The following is a 17411-nucleotide window of genomic DNA, read 5'->3' as shown; positions in this document are numbered from 1 at the left end:
CTCAGTTCCCGATCGGAGATTGTTGCGCCGGTTGAGCTTTGGAGCTCGCGGTCCGATCGCTGTCGGTCGAAAGACACGCAAACGCGAGTACGACCGGTAGCCAGTAGTATGCCTGCTCGAAAAATGCCGATGTCAGAGCGAACGTCATCATCGAGACCAGAACGCCGGCCGCGGCGGCGTTCTTGCCGGACTTCATCGATCTGAACGCAACCAATGCCGACGCGCAGATGATCAGTGCCACAGCCAGGGCAAGCACCACCCCGCCTTGGTACCAGGATCGTAGAAACACATTGTGGACGACTGTGACGTTGTCGAACGAGGCCGCATTGGCCGCGTTCAAACCCACCCCGGACAGCGGATGCGCACGAATAGCGTCCCAAGCGAATCCGTAAGTATCGTTACGGATCTCTAGAGTGCTGACGGCCTTGGTCTGCCCTGTGACCTGAAGGTATCGATCGGCCGGCGTCTCCAGGTGCTTTCCGAACTCGGTGTAGGTGATTGCGATCCAGAAGAGGACGGAGGCACCGACAAAACTCTTGACGATGGTGGCGATCTTCACTCGCGAAGAAATCGCCACCACGATCAATCCGATCGCGCACGCCGACAACGAACTCAAGCTACCGGTTGCCAGCAGTCCCACCGCGTTCACAATCGAGATCAGCACCAGAACGACCCGATTTCCGACCTTTTGCACTGCAGCCCCCAGGCACAGAATCAGCGCAAGTGAGGACATGATGCCCAGAACGTTCGGGTGACCTGCCAGACCTGGAGCACGACCGTTCACAACACCGAAACCGAAGACGGATGAACCTGCCAATTGGATAGCGGCGACCAGAGCAGAAACCGATTGGCTTGCTATGAACGCAATACATACACGCCTGACAAATTCCGGATCGCGCCGGACATTGGCGACCATCACAAATATTCCGAGCCCGAGAACAATGAAGAGTTGGATTCCAACGTAGAGATTTCCGGTGACGTCACTGCCACGCGTTGCTGTTACCGTGGCGACAAGAGCGGCGTAGCCGGCGATCAACCAGACGCCGACAAACTGCGGCCGAGCAACTCGTCCCAGTGCTACTGACGCCACGATGACCGCAAGCACTGCCATCGCCCACAACTGCGTGACGGCGCCGGGCAACGAGCGGTATATCGGAACTACGACCGCGATCGCCATCCAGACGGCGGTAGTCGGCGACAAAGGAATTCTGCCTGTTCGCCCTGCCGTCGGAGCGGCATCATCCCGAAGGCCTTCAGGTCTGATTTGACTCGGCGTTGTCATTGAGTTCCTGCTTCCGACAATCGAATTTTATGCATTTCACCCTCAATTTCACCCTTCGCCAACGCCGGGCTGAATAATCCCCGCTCAGCGCAGAAGTCAGCCTCAGTCGGCGACGTCGCGTAACTGCAAATAAGCGAATCGTCGACGTAAAACTTTGCCACGACATGGCAGATATCCAATTGTCCTCGACTCGTGGCCGAAAGGAAGTGGCATATACCTCTCGGCTCAGGCAATATGACCGCTATGAGTGGTTTCTCCGCATGGGTCGAGAATCAACTGGAACTTCGCTCGTTCGGCGACATCCAGGAAGCTGCGCGTGCGCTGAAGATTCGACCTTCCGAGCTGAGTCGATGGCTGTCGGCCAAGCGCCCTCCCACGCAGGACACGATGCGGACGGCATGTCAGGTCTTCGACGCTCCGATCATGGAGGTCCTCGTAGCCGCCGGTTATCTGACCTCTGAGGAGGCGGAGCCTGGAACGACTCCACCGTCGGTCGTCGCGACGATTGCGACACAGTCCCTGGTGGACGAACTCACCCGACGCGGTATCGACAAATGCAGCGAATGAATCCGGGCTACCGACATTCACATACGCACTAACCGAAAATGGTGCGGATTCTCTTGCACCAAAACATATTCCGATCTCAGCTGTCATGGACGGCATTCTTCAGTACGTCAACTGCGGATCCGGCTGATCCAATCGTTCCTTGAGCCAGACTCGCAACTCCGGACCGTACTCGGTGCGACTGAGCGCATGGTCGAGAGATGCTCGCAGAAAGCCTCCCGGGTTACCCAGATCGTGGCGGGTTCCGTGATGGACGACGACGTGAACCGGATGCCCCTCCGCGATCAACAGCGCTATCGCATCCGTCAGCTGCAGCTCACCACCTTGCCCAGGCAAGATTCGCCGGAGCGCATCGAACACGGCGCGATCGAGCAGATAGCGTCCGGCTGCGGCGAGGGTGGACGGAGCATCCGCCGGGTCCGGCTTCTCCACCATGCCGACGACCGCGAGCACATCGGGGTCATCGCCTTCCTCAGGCGCTTGGACGTCGAATACTCCGTACGCACCCACACGATCGGGCGCGACGTCGAACGCGCACAGCACAGAACCACCACGCTCGGCACGGACCTTCGCCATAGCATCGAGAACGCCGCAGGGGTGAACCAGGTCGTCGGGAAGCAGCACCGCGAACGAGTCCTCGTCGGCATCCAACACCGACTCGACAAGACCGACGGCATGACCCAAGCCGAGCGGGGTTTCTTGGACGACAGGCTTCACCGATATGAGGCCAGGTGCTCGACGCACACGCTCGAGCAGATGGTGCTTTCCACTCGCGGCGAGCTTGCCCTCGAGCACCAGGTCCTCGACGAAGTGACCGATCACCGATGCCTTGCCTGGCGCGGTGACGATCACCAAGCGTTCTGCACCGGCCTGAGCCGCTTCGCTGGCAACCAGTTCTATCCCGGGCGTATCCACGACGGGGAGTAGCTCTTTCGGGATCGTCTTGGTGGCCGGAAGGAAGCGGGTCCCCATCCCGGCAGCCGGTACCACCGCAGTCCTGAAAGGCCGTTCAGAGTATCCAGTCATCGTTCACCTCTCCGCTCACGCGATGCTCCACACACTTACCGTTACGCGCATGCAGCGGTCGTCCCCTCATTTCGACGACCGAAAGCTCACATCGCATGTACAGCCTGCGCACAAGGTCTACCGGGCAGCCGATGCCGTCGCAAGTCGACTCGAACTCGGAATTCGTTGCGCGCGAGAGCTACACACCACCCCACATTGTCACTTCCGCGAGGGCCGCACCGAACTCCGCTCACTACCCGTTACCGCGGCGAACGGTCGTGCCCGCATTTCGACGTCAATCGGAAAGGGACTGCTCTGTCAACCAAAGGGGCAGGTACAGCGCAACTTCCGTTGCCGGCGTCTCGATTGGACCGTCCTCGCACAACCGGACGTAGGTCCTGCGGGTGCCACGTCGATAGTCCTGCTTGGTCCCGCGGGCCTTCAAGTTCGGTTATCCGCAGGTGAATGCCACTGAATACCATTGGATGCAAACGAAATACGGTCATCACGTCACAACGCCAGGTTCAGGTTGTTATCAGATCGTGACCATACTCCCACTGGGCGGAACTCCTAGTGGACTACCAGCAGTGTCCTAACTTGCCAGTGAAGCGATCACGTCGAAGAGTGGATCGTCGGGCCCGATGTCCATTGTGCACTCGTTCGGCCGCGGATCCGGTACGAAGGCCCACAGGAGAGCTCCGGCCGTGCCGGCCGCCTTCTGCCCCGTCAGCTTCGTCTCGATATTCGTGGCTCGGGTTGCCAATGATTCACAACTGCCCGCCAATTCGCCTGTCTCAGCGACCAACAACGGCTTCGAGACGTTCGTGGCCTGTTCGATGCGACGCGCCAGTCCGTTCCACTGGTCGCCCGGAAGCGGAACCCCGTCTGCTCCGTAGTCGTGATACTGCAGAATGTCGACGAAGTCGGACTCGCTCACGTATTGGTAGTCGTCACCAGCAGTGCCGCACTGACCGCCCCCGACGTATCCCGCCGTGATCAGGGTGTTCGGATCGATCGCCCGAAGTTCGGCGCCTGCCGTGTCGAAGAACTCCCGCAACACCTGCGCGGAATCAGACGGGCACGTTCTTGTCCACCAATTGCAGGCGGCGTCGGTACACAGGCTCGGTTCCGGCTCCCCCACCAATTCCCACGCCGCGACGGAAGGCTCGTTCTTCCAACGGTCGACGGCGGTGTGCATCCAGTCCTGAAAGCTCATGGTGGCTCGACCTGGGATCAGGTTCGCAACCTTCCAGTCGTCGGTGTACCAGTCCCTGGATTTGAACAGCCCGTCATCACACCCGCTGTCCTGTGGTGAGAGCACCGGAATCGTGAACTGGTTGTGTCGCGCCGCAGCGTCGAACACCGCGTCCATCGGTCCGAAATCCATCTCCCCGGACACCTTGTTCACCGCGAGCGCTTGGAAGGCGTTGAAACGCGTGACGGAATTCGGTGGCAGAGAACCGAAGTAGGCATCGAGATCGACCATCGCGCCACAGCCGAAGTTCACCGACCAATCAGTGGCCAGTTGATAAGCATTGAGCCCGGTGGGCCACCACGGCTGTCCGTCGAGTGTCAGTCCGCTCGACGACGCTCCGACCCGAACCGTCTTGGGCGAATCGGCAACCACCGGCGTCGTGAACATTCCTGTCACGACCGCGACGGTTGCAAAGCTGACTACAGCGGCAGCGATACGGCGACGCACTGTGCCACGCACACGCGGACGCGCTTCTTCAGAAGACATCTACAACCATCCACGTCATACGGACAATCCTCCCACACGAATTCCCTCATCGACCCGTTTGACGTTCACCGGTCACGCGATACAAACGCCAGGCCGAAGGGTCCATGCCGCCGTCGTTGGGCACCTCGAGCACCAGTGCTCCCACACCGCCGGCACCGGTGTCGTACATCGTCGGATAACGCCGATTGACCGCGTCCGACACACCGCGACCGGTGTTCGGAACCGACAGGATGTACTCGACGTGATGTTCGGCCGGGTTGTTCAGTACGCGCACGAAGTCCGCATCGGAAGGCACGACGAATTGCCGAGGGTTGTTCGACGACGCCACGACGGCATAGCTCTGCACGGTGTCGAGCAGAACCGACCCCTCCGGCAGAGCCAAGTCGTCCAGGTACCTGGCGATGCGACGCTCGGCCGCAAACGTGCGTAGATTCGTCTGCTCCTCCAGGTTCTGGCGGCCCGGAATGATCGCGCTGGCAATGGAATGCTCGAGCACTGCGATCCGCGCACTACCCATCGCGACAAACGTGACCAGCGTCGACCCGACCAGCAAGCACAGGGAGATCACAAGAGGTAGAGACGGTCCCGCCTGCTCGGGGTACGTCGACACCGAGCGCGACGCAGCAGCCCCTGGTCGACGCGTGATGACCGGCGCTCCGCGAGGAGCGATCAGGACGACCAATACGAAACACAGCGGAATGATCGAAATGTAGAAGCGCAGAAGAGGAAACGTCGATCCCATCAGGTAGAGCAACGTCTGCGCTCCGAGGATGGCGCCGAACAGCACAAGAGGCACCACCACTTCGGTGTCGCGCCGCCGAAGTGCGTAGATGACTGCCAGGACCACGAACACCGGGAGCGCCGGCCCGAGTACCGCCATTTCGGTGATCGAGAACGCAAGGCGGGCAACCGGTGAGTCGGTTCCGGCACCAGCCTGTTCCAGGATGGAACTGTTCCCGTACACCGACGAGAACTGTTGGAACGCTTGACCCGTGATGAGCCAACTGGCAAACGACCACAAGGCGAAGGCCAGGAAACCCGGCATCAGCACGACGGCGCCGTCGAGCGCCGCTGCCCAGAGCCGCAAGCCAGGTCCTGCGCCCTCGCCCCGCTCCTCCGCTGTCGGTTGAAAACGAAGCCAACTCACCACGGTCACCAGCACCACCGCGACAGACAGAGGTGCCAATGCGTCGTATCGAGTGAGGTACGCCAGAGCGAACGCGAGGCCCGCACCGATGAGGTCGTGTACGTCGTCGCTGCGCATCCACCGAATCAGTCGACGTGTCGCCCACAGAACGAAGAAGAGGAACGGAGCTTCGCTCATTCCGCTCGCCGCGTACATGACGATCATCGGATTGACAGCGAACAGCACGGTAAGGACGACGGTGACCCATCGCGGACACCCACGGTCGCGGCTGATCCCGCGTATCTGAATCACCGCGCCAGCCATGAAGGCCGCGGACATCACGACCGCAGTGATGTTCCACCGCAGCAGATCCGGCCACCAATGACCCATCAGGCCCATCGGAATCTGGACTGCCGCCGTCAACGGGGTGAACACGAATCCGATCGCCGCGAAGTGCGGATCACGGCTGAGCAGCATCGCCGACACCGCGGCGACACGACTGAGCGAATCGGTGAAGATGAACCCGATACCCGCGTTCATCCATACGCCCAACGCGGTGTAGATCGCGAAGAGCACGACGAACATCCGCCATGGCTTCCGGCCCGGTAGGTCGTGGACCGCGACGGACAGGGCCGGGCGATCGGTGACGGTCACTGTCCGCGACGCCGAGCCACGAGCACACCACCGACGGCAACAGCGATCAGAACCACGGTCCCGAATCCGATCCAGCCGATCGTGACCGCGCTCAGTCCGGTCTCTTCTTCGGCCGAGGTCGCAGTGCCCAACGGGGCGACGTCGACTCCGACGTCGAACGGCTCACCTCCGCGAGGTGCGACCAGTAGATCGCCGGTCAGTTCTGCGAACCGGTCTTTCCCACCTTCCAACCAGTTGAGCAGACCGTCGGCATCGGCCGCATCACCCTCAGACGTCAGCGCCACTACTTCGTTGTGCGAACCCGAAACCACCTGCAAGGCACCGTATTGTCCACCGAATTCCAGACCCTGCAAGCGCAGGAGTCCTTGATCTGCCGTGTCCATGGGTAGAGCCACCGGAGTGGGCAGCGTCCCGTCCGCTGCGATCAACAACGCCGGCAGCGAACTGGTCGCCGCGTCGCCGAACGGGAGCACGCGCGGTTGCAGCGGCAGATAGCTCAACCGCTGCATCGCGACAACGAGGCGCTGGGCTCGAACGAGATCTGCGAAATCACCGTGACTCAAACCGACATCGAGTGTGGGCAGCATCGACTGAGGCAATGACTGGAATCCTCCAGGCGTCGGCGGGAATCCGGTAGTGGACGTGATGGTGCTGGCCGGATCGACAGTGAGCGAAGAAGGGCTACTAGTGCCGCACTGGAAGTCGCCGGTCACATCCATCGAGACCTCGAACGTCAAGTCGCGACGCAGGAGTTCGTTCGGAACATCGACGCCGATGTCGAAGCGCCCTGTCTCGTTAACCGTCTGCGAGGCGAGTCGTCTATCCCCGAGTGAGATCGACAGTTCTCCGTTACGCGAATTCGGTAGCGGGACATAGGAACCAATCATTCGCACCGAGACATCCTTCATCGGGCGCCCCAGTTGCGACTGACTGAACGGGACGTCGACCTCGATGTGATTGAGACCGGAAGTCGTCAGCGTTCCGAGCTTGAGCTCACCGACGGTGATGGCGTCCTGGGAAATCTGGGCAACCGTGTTGTCCGGTGACGCCAGCGCTCTGCTCGCCGCCCAGTAGCCGTCGAAGTTCGCCGCCAAGAGACTGACCTGAGGAACGAGAGTCTTGTCATCCCCTGAAATCCGCAGCACGGGTGAACCATTCGGCGCCGTCGCGAGATCGATGCCGGCGTCCCCACTGTTACCGAGCACTACAGCTCTCTCGAACAGTCCCGGCTCAGCGGAGGGCAGACTCTGACCGTTCGGCAGCTGCTCCACCACCACGGCGTCAGGCTGACTTCCGTACTTGTTGACAATCGCTGCACTCAGTTGCAAAGCCGCACTCTGCTGCGCCCCTGACGAACCATCCGTGACGTAGATGGTTGCCTTCCTCAAAATCGGCGGGAAGAAGGTTGCAACAGTTGTGGGCTGCCGCTCTGCACCGTCGTAGGCGACAAAGGCATCCCGGAGCGCGAGGGGCTGGTATCTCGTTCGGTCGTAGCAGCGGTCGTCGACGGGAACGAGGTGAGCGATCATCGACACGGTGACGCTACGGTCGACCACTTCGAGACCTTGCAAGGGAACCGAAATCGGTAACCCGGTCCCGGCCTGCCCGGCGTCGAAGTCGACGCGGCTCACCAATCTGCCGTCCGAAGTCACTTCGAGCCAGCCCCTACTGAAGTCGGTCGGGGCGGTCAGGATTCCGGTCACGGCTGTTGCAGTGAGTCCGTCCGGCACCGGCACGGTCACCAACACTGGTGCGTCATCGGAAGAGAACACGATGTCCGTTCCTCGGCCGAGTTCGGTGAAGGAGATCGGAGTTGTGGCTGCGGCAACCACCGAAGTATTTGCGTCGTCCTCGAAATCCTGGGCCGAGGCGACACTGCCGAGAGGAAGCAACAAAGTCACCGCGACAGCCACCGGCATTGCCAGCGCGCGCGTCAGCCAGGTTCGAGAGTGGCCCATCAGCGTGTCTCCTCGACATTTCTTGTTTCCGCGCAATCACCAAACACAAATCACGAGTAGCAATCTCGCCAGTTCGCGACGGTCGCAGGTCCGATCGCACCGTTACGGACAAACGAACCATAACGACCAATTTGTGCGTTTGGCTAATTATCCCGACCGGCGAGACTTTTGTTACGGCGCGTCACATGATTAGCAATCGCTGCCGCTGGGAAGCCGAAAGAAACCGTCGGCAAGCCCGTCAACACGCCTGAACGTCCGTCCAGTCTGGGCGCTTCGGGGGGCGGAGAATTCTCAGATAAGGAAGCTGTGACGCTCAATTCGATCATCCCCGCCGGCAAGAGCGCGATCGGAAAGCTGGTCGGCGCACCGTTCTACTTCGCATCATCGCTGCGCATGGCCAGGGTTTTTCACCCGCACGGGATCGAACTGAAGGGAACATTGAAGCCGGCCACCCCGTGGTGGCCGGTAACGGAGTCGTCGACGATTACCGTCACCGCTCGAATGTCGAAAGCACTCGGAATTCCGGGAGACCTACCCGACATACTTGGCCTGGCGCTTCGGTTGCACGATGTCGGCGCAGATGAAAACCCGTGGGACATTCTTCTCGCAACATCAGGACTTTCTACCTTCTCGAAAATGTTTCCAGCTCCGGCTTTCTCGTGGAACGGCGCGAGATACAGCACACTGGTCCCTTACTCACGCGCGGGCGGGGCCGCGGCGTGGCTGATCGTGACACCGCGCGGCGTCCACCCGGCCGGCACTTCTTTGTCTGCATTAAAAGCTGCGGTCGATCATTCCCCGCTGCACTTCTCCGTGTACCTCGCGAGAATTCAACTTCAGTTGATACCGATCGGACATCTCTGTCTCGACGAAGTCGAGGACCACCCGGATTGCCTCCAGCCGTCCTTCGATCCGATCCTGAACAGGCCGGCACACATGCGCATGCTTCCGGAGTGGCTCGCGGAAACGCGGAAGCTAGCGTATCGCGGTAGCCGCGACGGCCGAGGAGACACACAAAAGCGCGGTTGACCGGACATCCCGGTCAACCGCGCCGAAACTCATTCAGCTTGTGAACTTGTCCTTGATATCCGAGACCTTGTCACTGACAGTGTCTCCGGCCTTCTTGACCTTTGCCTCGCCCTGATCGGCAACACCTTCGGCAGCCAGATCGTCATTGCCCGTGGCATTTCCGATCTTTTCCTTGGCTTCGCCGATGAGATCCTCAGCGCGGTGCTTTGCCTTGTCGATGAAGTCAGACATGTGTTTCTCCTTCTTGAATTCGGTGTGGATTCGGTCGTGCGTTCGGCCGTGGGATTCGGCCGTGGGATTCGGCCGTGGGATTCAGTCGAACTCGAACTGCGTGGACAAATGTGTCAGCGTTTTCCGGTGACTGCCTTGACCAGGAACAGCAAGATGACGGCGCCGAGGAGGCAAGTGAGGAAGCTGAAGATCCAGCCTGCACCCTCGACATCGACGCCGAAGACTCGAAGCAGGAAACCACCGATCAGGCCGCCGATCACACCGACAACGATGTTGAGGAAGATCCCCTGCTGCGCATCGGTTTTCATGATCTTACTGCCGATCCAACCCGCCAGCCCACCGATGATGATCCAGGCGATGATACCGAGAGGAAGCATTTGAACTCCTTAGAGTAAAGAGGGACGGCGCAATGAGTGACTGCCGGTGAAGGGAGAGTTCCGAGCGATCGGCCCGCGCAACTAGACCGTGATCGCGGGTTGTGTTTGCACACAACCGGACTCTCCGCCGCACGACGCGGGGGATCGTGCACTCAGTAGCAGCCACATTGTCTGCTTACCTTTCTATCAGGTGTTCACGACAGAACCAAAATGACTGGCGATTCACCACATACGAGAAACGACACTCACCGACGCGCACATGATCAGCGTCACTACGATCGCGATCGCCATCGAAGTGACGGTCGCAAGGAGCACCGTGACACACAGTGCCACAGCAACATCCATGACTCTGTGCACGATCGGGAGGTCTACCAATACCCGGTCACCGGGAGGCTCAAACCTCGATTGATCAGAGAGTTCTCGGCTCATCGCGTTTCGCGCTTTCCACGGCGATGTGAGTTCTGGTCGCGACGGATGGATCACCGACCATCGACTCGACTTGATCCCCCGTGTCAGTGACGCGAGCAATCAACTCGGACAACGTTTCCGATCCGGATACGACGCTACGTCTCAATGTCACTCGCAAATCGATCGTGCGAACTCCACGATCGAGCAACGCTTTTCCTCGGACACGCGACACTTCGTCGAAGTCCTCCAGTGATGCGCTCGCCCCTTCCGCCACCGCACCCAGATCCGCGGTGATGGAATTGTGTGAGTTCGACCCAGGGACCGTGATCTCCTTCACCCGACGCAGCGGCACATGCGCGATCAACCACCGCAACGCGAGGAGGACTAGCAATACTCCCCCAGCTCCGACAGCCCATGGCCACCACGAGTGATCGACAAGATCTTCAGCCCACGGGATCTCGATACGCGCCGGGAAATCCTTGATCACGTCGAGATTCCACAGGATCGCTGCAACTCCCAGCGCTACCGCGAGCATCCCCACGACGCATGTCGCCACGCGATCCATCGCCGTCGCCGTCCGAGTCATGACAGCGATCCCGTCTGGATACGAACCTTGATTCGCGGCGATGGTGACAGCGACCCGGCCAAGTCCCCCAGCACCGCACGGATTTCCGATTCAGCGGTGGCGGCTCCATCGGGCGTGACCGAGGCCTTCACTTCCAGCTTGCGCCGGGTCGCGTGTGACGAAGCGGATCGAACCTGGGCCAGTGACTCGACGCGAACAGACGCTATCGCCGCTACATCGGCGGGATCGATCCATGTATTCGCGACTCCGACCAAGGCATTGGCAGTCTTTCGTCGCGGTTTGAGTCCGAGGATGACGAACCACAGGCCGAGAACGACGGCTGCGATCCCCACCGGCAACATCCAACCCTGGTACGCGAGCCCGTCCACATATGCGGCAGCACTTGGTATCCACTGCGACCCGGTGATCACGCCGATATCTACCAGCGCGTCGCGGACGCCGACCACGCCGAGCGCAAGTAGCGCCGCGGCGATGAGGAATCCCGTGACGGCCGATCCGGGCGCCGCAAGGGGAACAGGAGCAGCAGCCCTCGAGGCAGTGGGTGGTGCGACCTTGTCGGCGGTCATCGCACTTTCCTTCCCGCGTCACGCTTGGTCGATGCCGGGAGAACGCTCACGATCGCCACGTCCACGCCGTCTACGTCCAGGCCCGATACAGACTGCAACTGGGTTGTCACGTTCTCTCGCACCGCGGTACCGATGACCGACAAGGATCCGGGCCACTCGATCGCGATGTCCACCTTGGCCCGTACCCGCTTGCCGGATACCAGCACTCGCGCCCTCGGCAATTCGCGCCCGGTCAGTTTGTCCATGCCGGCGGCGTGATGGCGCACCCCCGGGGTTCCGCGCGTCGCCTCGAGAACCAACTTCTGCGCGACTCTGTCTCGAATCGTCAGCGTTCCGCGATCGCCCGGCTCACCAAGCACAGACGACTCCGGTCGAGCTGTCTCAGCCACGTCCGCGACCCTTCAGCATCACACCGAGATCGAACTCGCCGTCACGCTGACCACCGACGAGGTATCCGATCACACCGAGAACCAGAGCGATGAGGAATCCGGTGAAACCGCCTGCAGCAGCTGCGACTCCGAGAAGTAGTCCTGCCAGTAGGCCGACAGTCGAGGTGGTCATGTGAATCCTCCGTTGTGGATGATGTTCGATGGTGCCTGTCAGATCTCGGTGTAGGTCTTTGCACCCGGAAACCGAGCGCGCACCCGCGTGTACTGGGCCCGAACGGGTTTGGCTATCTGTCGCATCGTGCCGCGCAGCGACGTGCGCACAACCACACCGATCGGGGATGCGAAGTCCCGGTCGACGCGTGCGAGTGCTCGATTGAGCGCGTCGGCAGATCCGCCCACGTCGGGGTGGTAGTTCCTGATCGCTTCTCGGCGTGCGGATCGTCGATCGGGAACTGAACCCCGAGAGTGCTCAGGCATCGCGTCCACGACCGACTACGTCTTCCACTGTCACGTTCACGGGGCCTGTGACGAGTCCTGAAACCGCTTGGCGGATACGTAAAGCCGTGTCTCGAACGGCGGCGTCGGCGAAGATGCACACATGGATGTCTGTCGACGACTCCGTCACCCGCACGCCGACGACGCGGCGACCGGGGAGGTACGTGCCAACCTCGCCGAACATGCCGGCATGAAGCGAGGCGACCCCAGGTACCCCCGTCACAGCCGCCGCGATGGTGTCAGCGATTTCGGAACTCACTGCACCCGTGCAGTCTTGGGCTCGCCGGTTTCGTCGTCGCTGCCCTCGTCGAGGTGGACGTCGTGAACTGTGATGTTCACCTCGGTCACTTCGAGACCCGTCATCCGTTCGAGCGCCGCAATGACGTTGCGGCGAATGCCGGTGGCCAGATCGGCGAGCGATACGCCGTACTCGGCCACGATGTCGATGTCGACCGCTGCCTGCTTTTCGCCGACCTCGACCGATACTCCCTGGGAGTGGTTGACACTCGCGCCGGGGATCCGCTCGCGCAGTGCCCCGACAACCCGGGACGCTCCGCCGCCGACGTCGTACACACCGCTCACCTCTCGCGTGGCGATGCCGGCAATCTTCGAGACAACGGTGTCGGCGATCGACGTCTTTCCTTGAGAGCTCACGAGAGCCGAGTCGTTCGATGATGCAACATCCTTCGTAGATGCTGTCGCAACCTGTGTGCTGACCATTGTCATCTCCTCCTGTTGATCGATCTACCTGTGTAGTCGTCACTCGAAGGCAAAACCGAATGCCCCAGTCAGGTGACGTGCATCACTGACACTTGTTAGTTACTGTCCGTAACATTCAACGCCCCGGCCGGGCGAACAATCTTCGAACGCAGCCGAGTTTTCCGCATTCCCGCGAGAGGAGCGACTGTGGCGTTACCGCACACACAGGGGCTCACCGAAGCACCTGACGGCTTGGACACCGCAACGGTGGACGCTGCGATACTCGGCGACCGAGAAGCATTCGAGTCACTGGTGCACTACTACGGACCTGCACTTCACCGCTATGCGCGTCGAATGCTCGCAGATGAAGGCGACATTCTCGAGGTAGTCCAGGACACCTTCGTGGCCGCGTGGCGCCGACTCGATTCATTTCGTGGCGAATCGTCGATGCGAACATGGCTTTTCGCGATCTGTTCCCGAAAGATCGTGGACAGCTATCGAATCAAGAGAGCGCAACCGATCGACGACAAGCTGCTGGATCCTCTCGTGCCGTCTCCCGAGGCCGGCCCGTTCGACACGACCTCGAACGCCGCGTTCCTGGAGGCACTGGAAGAAGCGTTGGGTGAATTGCCTTATCGCCAGCGTGCGGCCTGGACGCTGCGAGAGGTGGAGATGCTCACGTTCGTTCAAATCGGCAAGATTCTGAGACTCACTCCGGATGCAGTGCGAGGGCATCACCATCGTGCACGGGCTAACCTGAGTGAACGAATGACGAGGTGGCGATGACTGAATCACGAACCGACGCATTGATGGCGCACGCATCCGACGTCCTGCGGAACGCTCCCGAGCCAGGCTGGGATCGAATCAGCGACAAGGTGATCCGGGCGCTACGGTCGACCTCGGCGTCCGGTTGGCCGCTCGACGCACACGCGTCCGAAGGTCCACGTCTAGGCACGGTGTCGGTGAGCGATCACGTACTCCGCACCCATTTGGCCGCCGAGATACGTTCTCGACACCACTGCTCGCCGAGCAGTATCGAGTTCTTCGTCGACGGCCACGAAATACGTTCACTACGTATCGAACTGGCAGCGCCATACGGAGTGGATCTGGCCGAACTGTCGGACCGGGTTCGATTCACCGTCGTCGATGTCGTTCACCTGATCCTCGGCGACATGGACCCACCCGTCTCTGCAGAGAACGTCCACATCGCCGTAGTCGACATCGTGGATGATCTACCTGCCGAGGAGAACACCAAAAGCCACTCCGAGCACTAGGTGTTTGTTCGGCAAGTGTTTGGGAACCCGGCACTCATGACCACTCCCCCACCACCGGATCCGGGCCCCGTCCCCGACCCGGGGTCGCCGACACCACCCGCGCCGGCACCACCCGATCCGCTGAATCCCCCGCCCGTGCCACCGACTCCGACGCCACCGAACCCGTATCCCCCGGATCCGATCCCGCAGATCTGAAGTCAGCTGCCCCGAACTTCAGACTTCAGCCGCCGAGTTCGGCGATCATCTCGCTCAACGATTCTGCGGCGATACGTAGTTCACCTTCGTCGGGGTTGTCGGGCGAGGACGGTAGGCGCTCGGCCAACTGCTCGCGAGTGACAAGCGAGATACCATCGAGGCCGAACCCTTCTTCATCGGGGACGTAGATCTCGATCTCACCCCCAACCGCTACCAATTCCGAATGGGGCCCGCTGCCCAGCAGTGCACGCAGGTGTTCGGTCGTCACGGTCATATGGTTCACGTGAAATCTCCTGCTTCGGTGACAGCTGACTTTGCTGGTATGGCTCGACGTGACGTACTGGCTCGACGTGACGTACTACCCCTATTGAGTACCCCTCGCGGGTGAGCAAGAAACGACAAGTACATGAACACCAACCTTCAGAGAGACGCAGCCACCATGAGTGAACGAAATTCCACCGACCGCACTGATCAGACGGACGAGCCGCAGACCACCGGCACCGACCACGGTCCCGGAACCGGGGCCGATGCCGCACACAAGGACGTTCAGACCGATCCGTCGGGCGAGCGTACGTGGGCCGACGAGGGTGGAGCCTCGAGTACCGGCCCGGCAACCGACACCGACTGATCGCGCAAGAGCTCAGTCATCGGGACCAAGGTCCCGTGGGCCGACGCTCACGGGTCCTTGAAATCCTTACGGATCTAACGCTTTTCACCTGGGTTTTCGCGATGCGGTAAGGTAGGCACTCAGCACGGTTGAGTACCCAGCCGTTGAAGACGAGCACGGTTCGTGCGTTGCTTCCCGTGCCGTTTCCCGGTTTCGAACGAAACCGTTTCGAACCAGACCGTTCGAACGAACCGTTTCGAGCAATCCGTCAGGAGTTTCGATGAACGAGTTTTCGAGAACTACAGATGAGCGTACGGACAGTCCCCCCACATTCACCACGACGTGTGCGGAAAACATTCAATCACTCGTGGTCAGCGGCGAGATCGACGTCCGGTCCCGAGCTGATTTCGCTGCCTGCGTCGACGACCTGATCGGTGAGCGTCACCCGTTCGTACTCGACTGCTCGGACGTCCAGTTCATCTCCGTCGGAGGTCTTTCCATCATCGAGACTCTGTCGGCCAAGGCACGAAGGCTCGGCGTTCCTTGGACGCTCGTCGCAGCGCACCCCGTCAGGCGCCCGCTGTCTCTTCTGAAGATGGACGCAGACATCGTGTTCACCGACTCGACAGCCGAGGCGGTCACATACCTGTCCTCGACCACCGTGCTGGACGAGACCCTGGCGGAGCCGATGTCGGCGTGAGTACCGATCTCGAAAAGCTCTCCGAATTCGTCGTCGTCGCAAACCGACTACCCGTCGATCTCGAAACCGACGAGGACGGTGGCAAGAACTGGAAGCGAAGTCCGGGTGGACTCGTCACTGCTCTCGAACCCATCCTGCGACAGCGAGACGGCGCTTGGGTCGGCTGGCCGGGCGTCGCGGACGAGAAGGTAGATCCCATAGTGGTTGACGGCCTTCGTCTGTTTCCCGTCGAGCTGACCTCTCAGGACCTCGCCGAGTACTACGAGGGGTTCTCCAACGACACGCTGTGGCCGCTCTACCACGACGTCCTGGTGGCACCGACGTTCGAACGGTCGTGGTGGCACACGTACGTCGCGGTCAACCAGCGGTTCGCCGAGGAAACCGCCCGTTGCGCCGCGGACGGAGCCACCGTCTGGGTGCAGGACTATCAATTGCAACTCGTGCCGGCAATGCTGCGCGAACTGCGCCCGGACCTGACGATCGGGTTCTTCCTTCACATTCCGTTTCCTCCGGTCGAGCTCTTCATGCAGCTTCCGTGGCGCAAGGAGATCGTCAAGGGAATGCTGGGCGCCGATCTGATCGGCTTCCACTTGCCTGGTGGCGCAAACAATTTCCTGTTTTTGGCCCGAAAACTACTCGGACTCAAGACAACGACCGCGGGCGTCGGTGTTCGAAGTGCGCTCGGGCATGTGGATTTCGACTCTCGCGTCGTCAAGGTGGGGGCATTTCCCATCTCCGTCGATTCGGCCGAGCTGGAGCGCCAGTCGAAGAGCGAATCGGTCCTGCGCCGCGCACGCGAATTGAAGGAAGAGCTCGGAAATCCCGAAAAAATCCTGCTGGGAGTCGACCGCCTGGACTACACCAAGGGCATCGACCTGCGACTGCAAGCCCTCAAGGAACTCCTCGACGAGGGCCGCTTGGATCCGGAGAAGTACACGATGGTGCAGCTCGCCACGCCCAGTCGTGAACGCGTGCAACACTATATCGACCTTCGCAGTGTCATCGAGGAACAGGTGGGCCGCATCAACGGCGACCACAGTCAGATCGGCCGCCCCGTAGTTCACTACCTGTATCAGCCGGTCGACCGCGAAGAACTGATCGCACTGTTCGTCGCTGCCGACGTCATGCTCGTGACGCCGATGCGTGACGGGATGAATCTGGTGGCCAAGGAGTACGTGGCCTGCCGAGGCGACCTCGGAGGCGCTCTCGTTCTCAGCGAGTTCACCGGTGCTGCAATGGAATTACGACAGTCATACCTGGTCAACCCGCACGATTTGGACGGCGTGAAGAATACAATCCTGACCGCAGTTCATCAGGATCCGAAAGAGGGCCGTCGCCGTATGGCTGCGCTGCATCGCCAGGTCATGACGCATGATGTGCATCAGTGGGCCGAGTCGTTCCTGACTGCACTTTCGCCGCCCGAACCGCGCCCGGACAGTCAGTTCGTCACGGAGCGCGAGTCTGACTTTGCACGCAACAACTGACCCCGTGGGCTTGCGTCAAGGGTGAGCGGAGACTCGAGCTA

At 60.9% G+C, this 17411-nt stretch carries 22 protein-coding genes; 7 read left to right on the top strand and 15 right to left on the bottom strand.

The window, feature by feature from the left end; translation table 11 throughout:
• Position 1: 1 nt before the first annotated feature.
• A complete protein-coding gene (locus GJB56_RS28805; RefSeq protein WP_051636457.1) occupies positions 2-1177 on the bottom strand; it encodes an O-antigen ligase family protein in 1176 nt (391 codons plus the stop codon).
• 348 nt (positions 1178-1525) lie between these two features.
• On the opposite strand from GJB56_RS28805, the gene GJB56_RS28800 reads away from it, so the two are divergent.
• On the top strand, positions 1526-1849 hold the full coding sequence (locus tag GJB56_RS28800) for a helix-turn-helix domain-containing protein (RefSeq protein WP_230091100.1): 324 nt from the start codon (positions 1526-1528) through the stop codon (positions 1847-1849).
• Between the two features lie 99 nt (positions 1850-1948).
• On the opposite strand, the gene GJB56_RS28795 is transcribed toward GJB56_RS28800, so the two are convergent.
• From GJB56_RS28795 to GJB56_RS28780, 4 genes are all read right to left on the bottom strand, one after another.
• Positions 1949-2872, bottom strand: a complete 924-nt coding sequence (locus GJB56_RS28795; protein WP_020968737.1) for a UTP--glucose-1-phosphate uridylyltransferase — start codon at positions 2870-2872, stop codon at positions 1949-1951.
• 571 nt (positions 2873-3443) lie between these two features.
• Positions 3444-4592: a hypothetical protein gene (locus tag GJB56_RS28790; protein WP_020968736.1), complete on the bottom strand. Its 1149-nt coding sequence runs from the start codon at positions 4590-4592 to the stop codon at positions 3444-3446.
• A gap of 46 nt (positions 4593-4638) precedes the next feature.
• Positions 4639-6372, bottom strand: a complete 1734-nt coding sequence (locus tag GJB56_RS28785) for a glycosyltransferase family 39 protein (RefSeq protein WP_046378102.1) — start codon at positions 6370-6372, stop codon at positions 4639-4641.
• Complete coding sequence (locus GJB56_RS28780) at positions 6369-8330, bottom strand: hypothetical protein (RefSeq protein ID WP_113682271.1); 1962 nt, start codon at positions 8328-8330, stop codon at positions 6369-6371. Before GJB56_RS28780 ends, GJB56_RS28785 begins: the two co-directional genes overlap by 4 nt.
• Before the next feature lie 306 nt (positions 8331-8636).
• Here GJB56_RS28780 and GJB56_RS28775 point away from each other — a divergent pair, with 306 nt between their 5' ends.
• Positions 8637-9359 (top strand): hypothetical protein, encoded by a 723-nt coding sequence (locus GJB56_RS28775; RefSeq protein ID WP_020906558.1) that lies wholly within the window; start codon positions 8637-8639, stop codon positions 9357-9359.
• 33 nt (positions 9360-9392) lie between these two features.
• Here GJB56_RS28775 and GJB56_RS28770 read toward each other — a convergent pair whose 3' ends face one another.
• The 9 genes from GJB56_RS28770 to GJB56_RS28730 form a co-directional block, all read right to left on the bottom strand.
• Positions 9393-9590, bottom strand: coding sequence for a CsbD family protein (locus GJB56_RS28770; RefSeq protein WP_019747449.1), 198 nt, complete (start codon positions 9588-9590; stop codon positions 9393-9395).
• A gap of 113 nt (positions 9591-9703) precedes the next feature.
• Entirely contained in the window at positions 9704-9967 is a 264-nt protein-coding gene (locus GJB56_RS28765) for a GlsB/YeaQ/YmgE family stress response membrane protein (RefSeq protein WP_003943661.1), read from the bottom strand.
• A 409-nt stretch (positions 9968-10376) separates the two neighbouring features.
• Positions 10377-10961 (bottom strand): hypothetical protein, encoded by a 585-nt coding sequence (locus GJB56_RS28760; protein ID WP_113682270.1) that lies wholly within the window; start codon positions 10959-10961, stop codon positions 10377-10379.
• Entirely contained in the window at positions 10958-11527 is a 570-nt protein-coding gene (locus GJB56_RS28755) for a DUF6286 domain-containing protein (RefSeq protein WP_069146120.1), read from the bottom strand. Before GJB56_RS28755 ends, GJB56_RS28760 begins: the two co-directional genes overlap by 4 nt.
• On the bottom strand, positions 11524-11916 hold the full coding sequence (locus GJB56_RS28750) for an Asp23/Gls24 family envelope stress response protein (RefSeq protein ID WP_019747452.1): 393 nt from the start codon (positions 11914-11916) through the stop codon (positions 11524-11526). The genes GJB56_RS28755 and GJB56_RS28750 overlap by 4 nt, the downstream gene beginning before the upstream one ends.
• Positions 11909-12088, bottom strand: a complete 180-nt coding sequence (locus GJB56_RS28745) for a hypothetical protein (RefSeq protein ID WP_003943629.1) — start codon at positions 12086-12088, stop codon at positions 11909-11911. The genes GJB56_RS28750 and GJB56_RS28745 overlap by 8 nt, the downstream gene beginning before the upstream one ends.
• Positions 12089-12126: 38 nt before the next feature.
• A complete protein-coding gene (locus GJB56_RS28740) occupies positions 12127-12315 on the bottom strand; it encodes a hypothetical protein (RefSeq protein ID WP_230091099.1) in 189 nt (62 codons plus the stop codon).
• A 70-nt stretch (positions 12316-12385) separates the two neighbouring features.
• Positions 12386-12670, bottom strand: coding sequence for a hypothetical protein (locus GJB56_RS28735; RefSeq protein ID WP_021343181.1), 285 nt, complete (start codon positions 12668-12670; stop codon positions 12386-12388).
• Positions 12667-13131: an Asp23/Gls24 family envelope stress response protein gene (locus GJB56_RS28730; protein WP_003943699.1), complete on the bottom strand. Its 465-nt coding sequence runs from the start codon at positions 13129-13131 to the stop codon at positions 12667-12669. The genes GJB56_RS28735 and GJB56_RS28730 overlap by 4 nt, the downstream gene beginning before the upstream one ends.
• 186 nt (positions 13132-13317) lie before the next feature.
• On the opposite strand from GJB56_RS28730, the gene GJB56_RS28725 reads away from it, so the two are divergent.
• Positions 13318-13896, top strand: a complete 579-nt coding sequence (locus GJB56_RS28725) for an RNA polymerase sigma factor (protein WP_020968728.1) — start codon at positions 13318-13320, stop codon at positions 13894-13896.
• Entirely contained in the window at positions 13893-14384 is a 492-nt protein-coding gene (locus tag GJB56_RS28720) for a hypothetical protein (protein ID WP_202023085.1), read from the top strand. The genes GJB56_RS28725 and GJB56_RS28720 overlap by 4 nt, the downstream gene beginning before the upstream one ends.
• 220 nt (positions 14385-14604) lie before the next feature.
• Here the strand turns inward: GJB56_RS28720 and GJB56_RS28715 are convergent, their stop codons facing one another.
• The gene (locus GJB56_RS28715) at positions 14605-14853 is read right to left on the bottom strand and encodes a hypothetical protein (RefSeq protein WP_019747457.1); all 249 of its coding nucleotides are present in this window, start codon (positions 14851-14853) and stop codon (positions 14605-14607) included.
• Positions 14854-15018: 165 nt separating this feature from the next.
• Between GJB56_RS28715 and GJB56_RS28710 the strand changes: the two genes are divergently transcribed.
• The 3 genes from GJB56_RS28710 to GJB56_RS28700 all read left to right on the top strand — a co-directional run bounded on the left by GJB56_RS28710 (position 15019) and on the right by GJB56_RS28700 (position 17370).
• Positions 15019-15207 carry a PI-type proteinase gene (locus tag GJB56_RS28710; RefSeq protein WP_228117918.1) on the top strand — a complete coding sequence of 63 codons (189 nt, stop codon included), beginning with the start codon at positions 15019-15021 and terminating at the stop codon, positions 15205-15207.
• A 259-nt stretch (positions 15208-15466) separates the two neighbouring features.
• Positions 15467-15886 carry an STAS domain-containing protein gene (locus tag GJB56_RS28705; RefSeq protein WP_019747460.1) on the top strand — a complete coding sequence of 140 codons (420 nt, stop codon included), beginning with the start codon at positions 15467-15469 and terminating at the stop codon, positions 15884-15886.
• The gene (locus tag GJB56_RS28700; protein ID WP_113682268.1) at positions 15883-17370 is read left to right on the top strand and encodes an alpha,alpha-trehalose-phosphate synthase (UDP-forming); all 1488 of its coding nucleotides are present in this window, start codon (positions 15883-15885) and stop codon (positions 17368-17370) included. The genes GJB56_RS28705 and GJB56_RS28700 overlap by 4 nt, the downstream gene beginning before the upstream one ends.
• The last annotated feature ends 41 nt before the right edge of the window (positions 17371-17411 follow it).

Source organism: Rhodococcus sp. AQ5-07, from assembly GCF_009707305.1.
Classification (GTDB): Bacteria; Actinomycetota; Actinomycetes; order Mycobacteriales; family Mycobacteriaceae; genus Rhodococcus_F; species Rhodococcus_F erythropolis.
The sequence above is the reverse complement of the archived record's forward strand: the minus strand, read 5'-3'. Positions and strand labels throughout refer to the sequence as shown.

Excerpts from the sequence above, each read along its gene's own strand:
- GJB56_RS28805 (WP_051636457.1), bottom strand. The coding sequence starts at position 1,177 with ATGGCGATCGCGGTCGTAGTTCCGATATACCGCTCGTTGCCCGGCGCC.
- GJB56_RS28800 (WP_230091100.1), top strand. The coding sequence starts at position 1,526 with ATGAGTGGTTTCTCCGCATGGGTCGAGAATCAACTGGAACTTCGCTCG.
- GJB56_RS28795 (WP_020968737.1), bottom strand. The coding sequence starts at position 2,872 with ATGACTGGATACTCTGAACGGCCTTTCAGGACTGCGGTGGTACCGGCT.
- GJB56_RS28790 (WP_020968736.1), bottom strand. The coding sequence starts at position 4,592 with ATGTCTTCTGAAGAAGCGCGTCCGCGTGTGCGTGGCACAGTGCGTCGC.
- GJB56_RS28780 (WP_113682271.1), bottom strand. The coding sequence starts at position 8,330 with ATGGGCCACTCTCGAACCTGGCTGACGCGCGCGCTGGCAATGCCGGTG.
- GJB56_RS28770 (WP_019747449.1), bottom strand. The coding sequence starts at position 9,590 with ATGTCTGACTTCATCGACAAGGCAAAGCACCGCGCTGAGGATCTCATC.
- GJB56_RS28765 (WP_003943661.1), bottom strand. The coding sequence starts at position 9,967 with ATGCTTCCTCTCGGTATCATCGCCTGGATCATCATCGGTGGGCTGGCG.
- GJB56_RS28760 (WP_113682270.1), bottom strand. The coding sequence starts at position 10,961 with ATGACTCGGACGGCGACGGCGATGGATCGCGTGGCGACATGCGTCGTG.
- GJB56_RS28755 (WP_069146120.1), bottom strand. The coding sequence starts at position 11,527 with ATGACCGCCGACAAGGTCGCACCACCCACTGCCTCGAGGGCTGCTGCT.
- GJB56_RS28745 (WP_003943629.1), bottom strand. The coding sequence starts at position 12,088 with ATGACCACCTCGACTGTCGGCCTACTGGCAGGACTACTTCTCGGAGTC.
- GJB56_RS28730 (WP_003943699.1), bottom strand. The coding sequence starts at position 13,131 with ATGGTCAGCACACAGGTTGCGACAGCATCTACGAAGGATGTTGCATCA.
- GJB56_RS28720 (WP_202023085.1), top strand. The coding sequence starts at position 13,893 with ATGACTGAATCACGAACCGACGCATTGATGGCGCACGCATCCGACGTC.
- GJB56_RS28715 (WP_019747457.1), bottom strand. The coding sequence starts at position 14,853 with ATGACCGTGACGACCGAACACCTGCGTGCACTGCTGGGCAGCGGGCCC.
- GJB56_RS28710 (WP_228117918.1), top strand. The coding sequence starts at position 15,019 with ATGAGTGAACGAAATTCCACCGACCGCACTGATCAGACGGACGAGCCG.
- GJB56_RS28705 (WP_019747460.1), top strand. The coding sequence starts at position 15,467 with ATGAACGAGTTTTCGAGAACTACAGATGAGCGTACGGACAGTCCCCCC.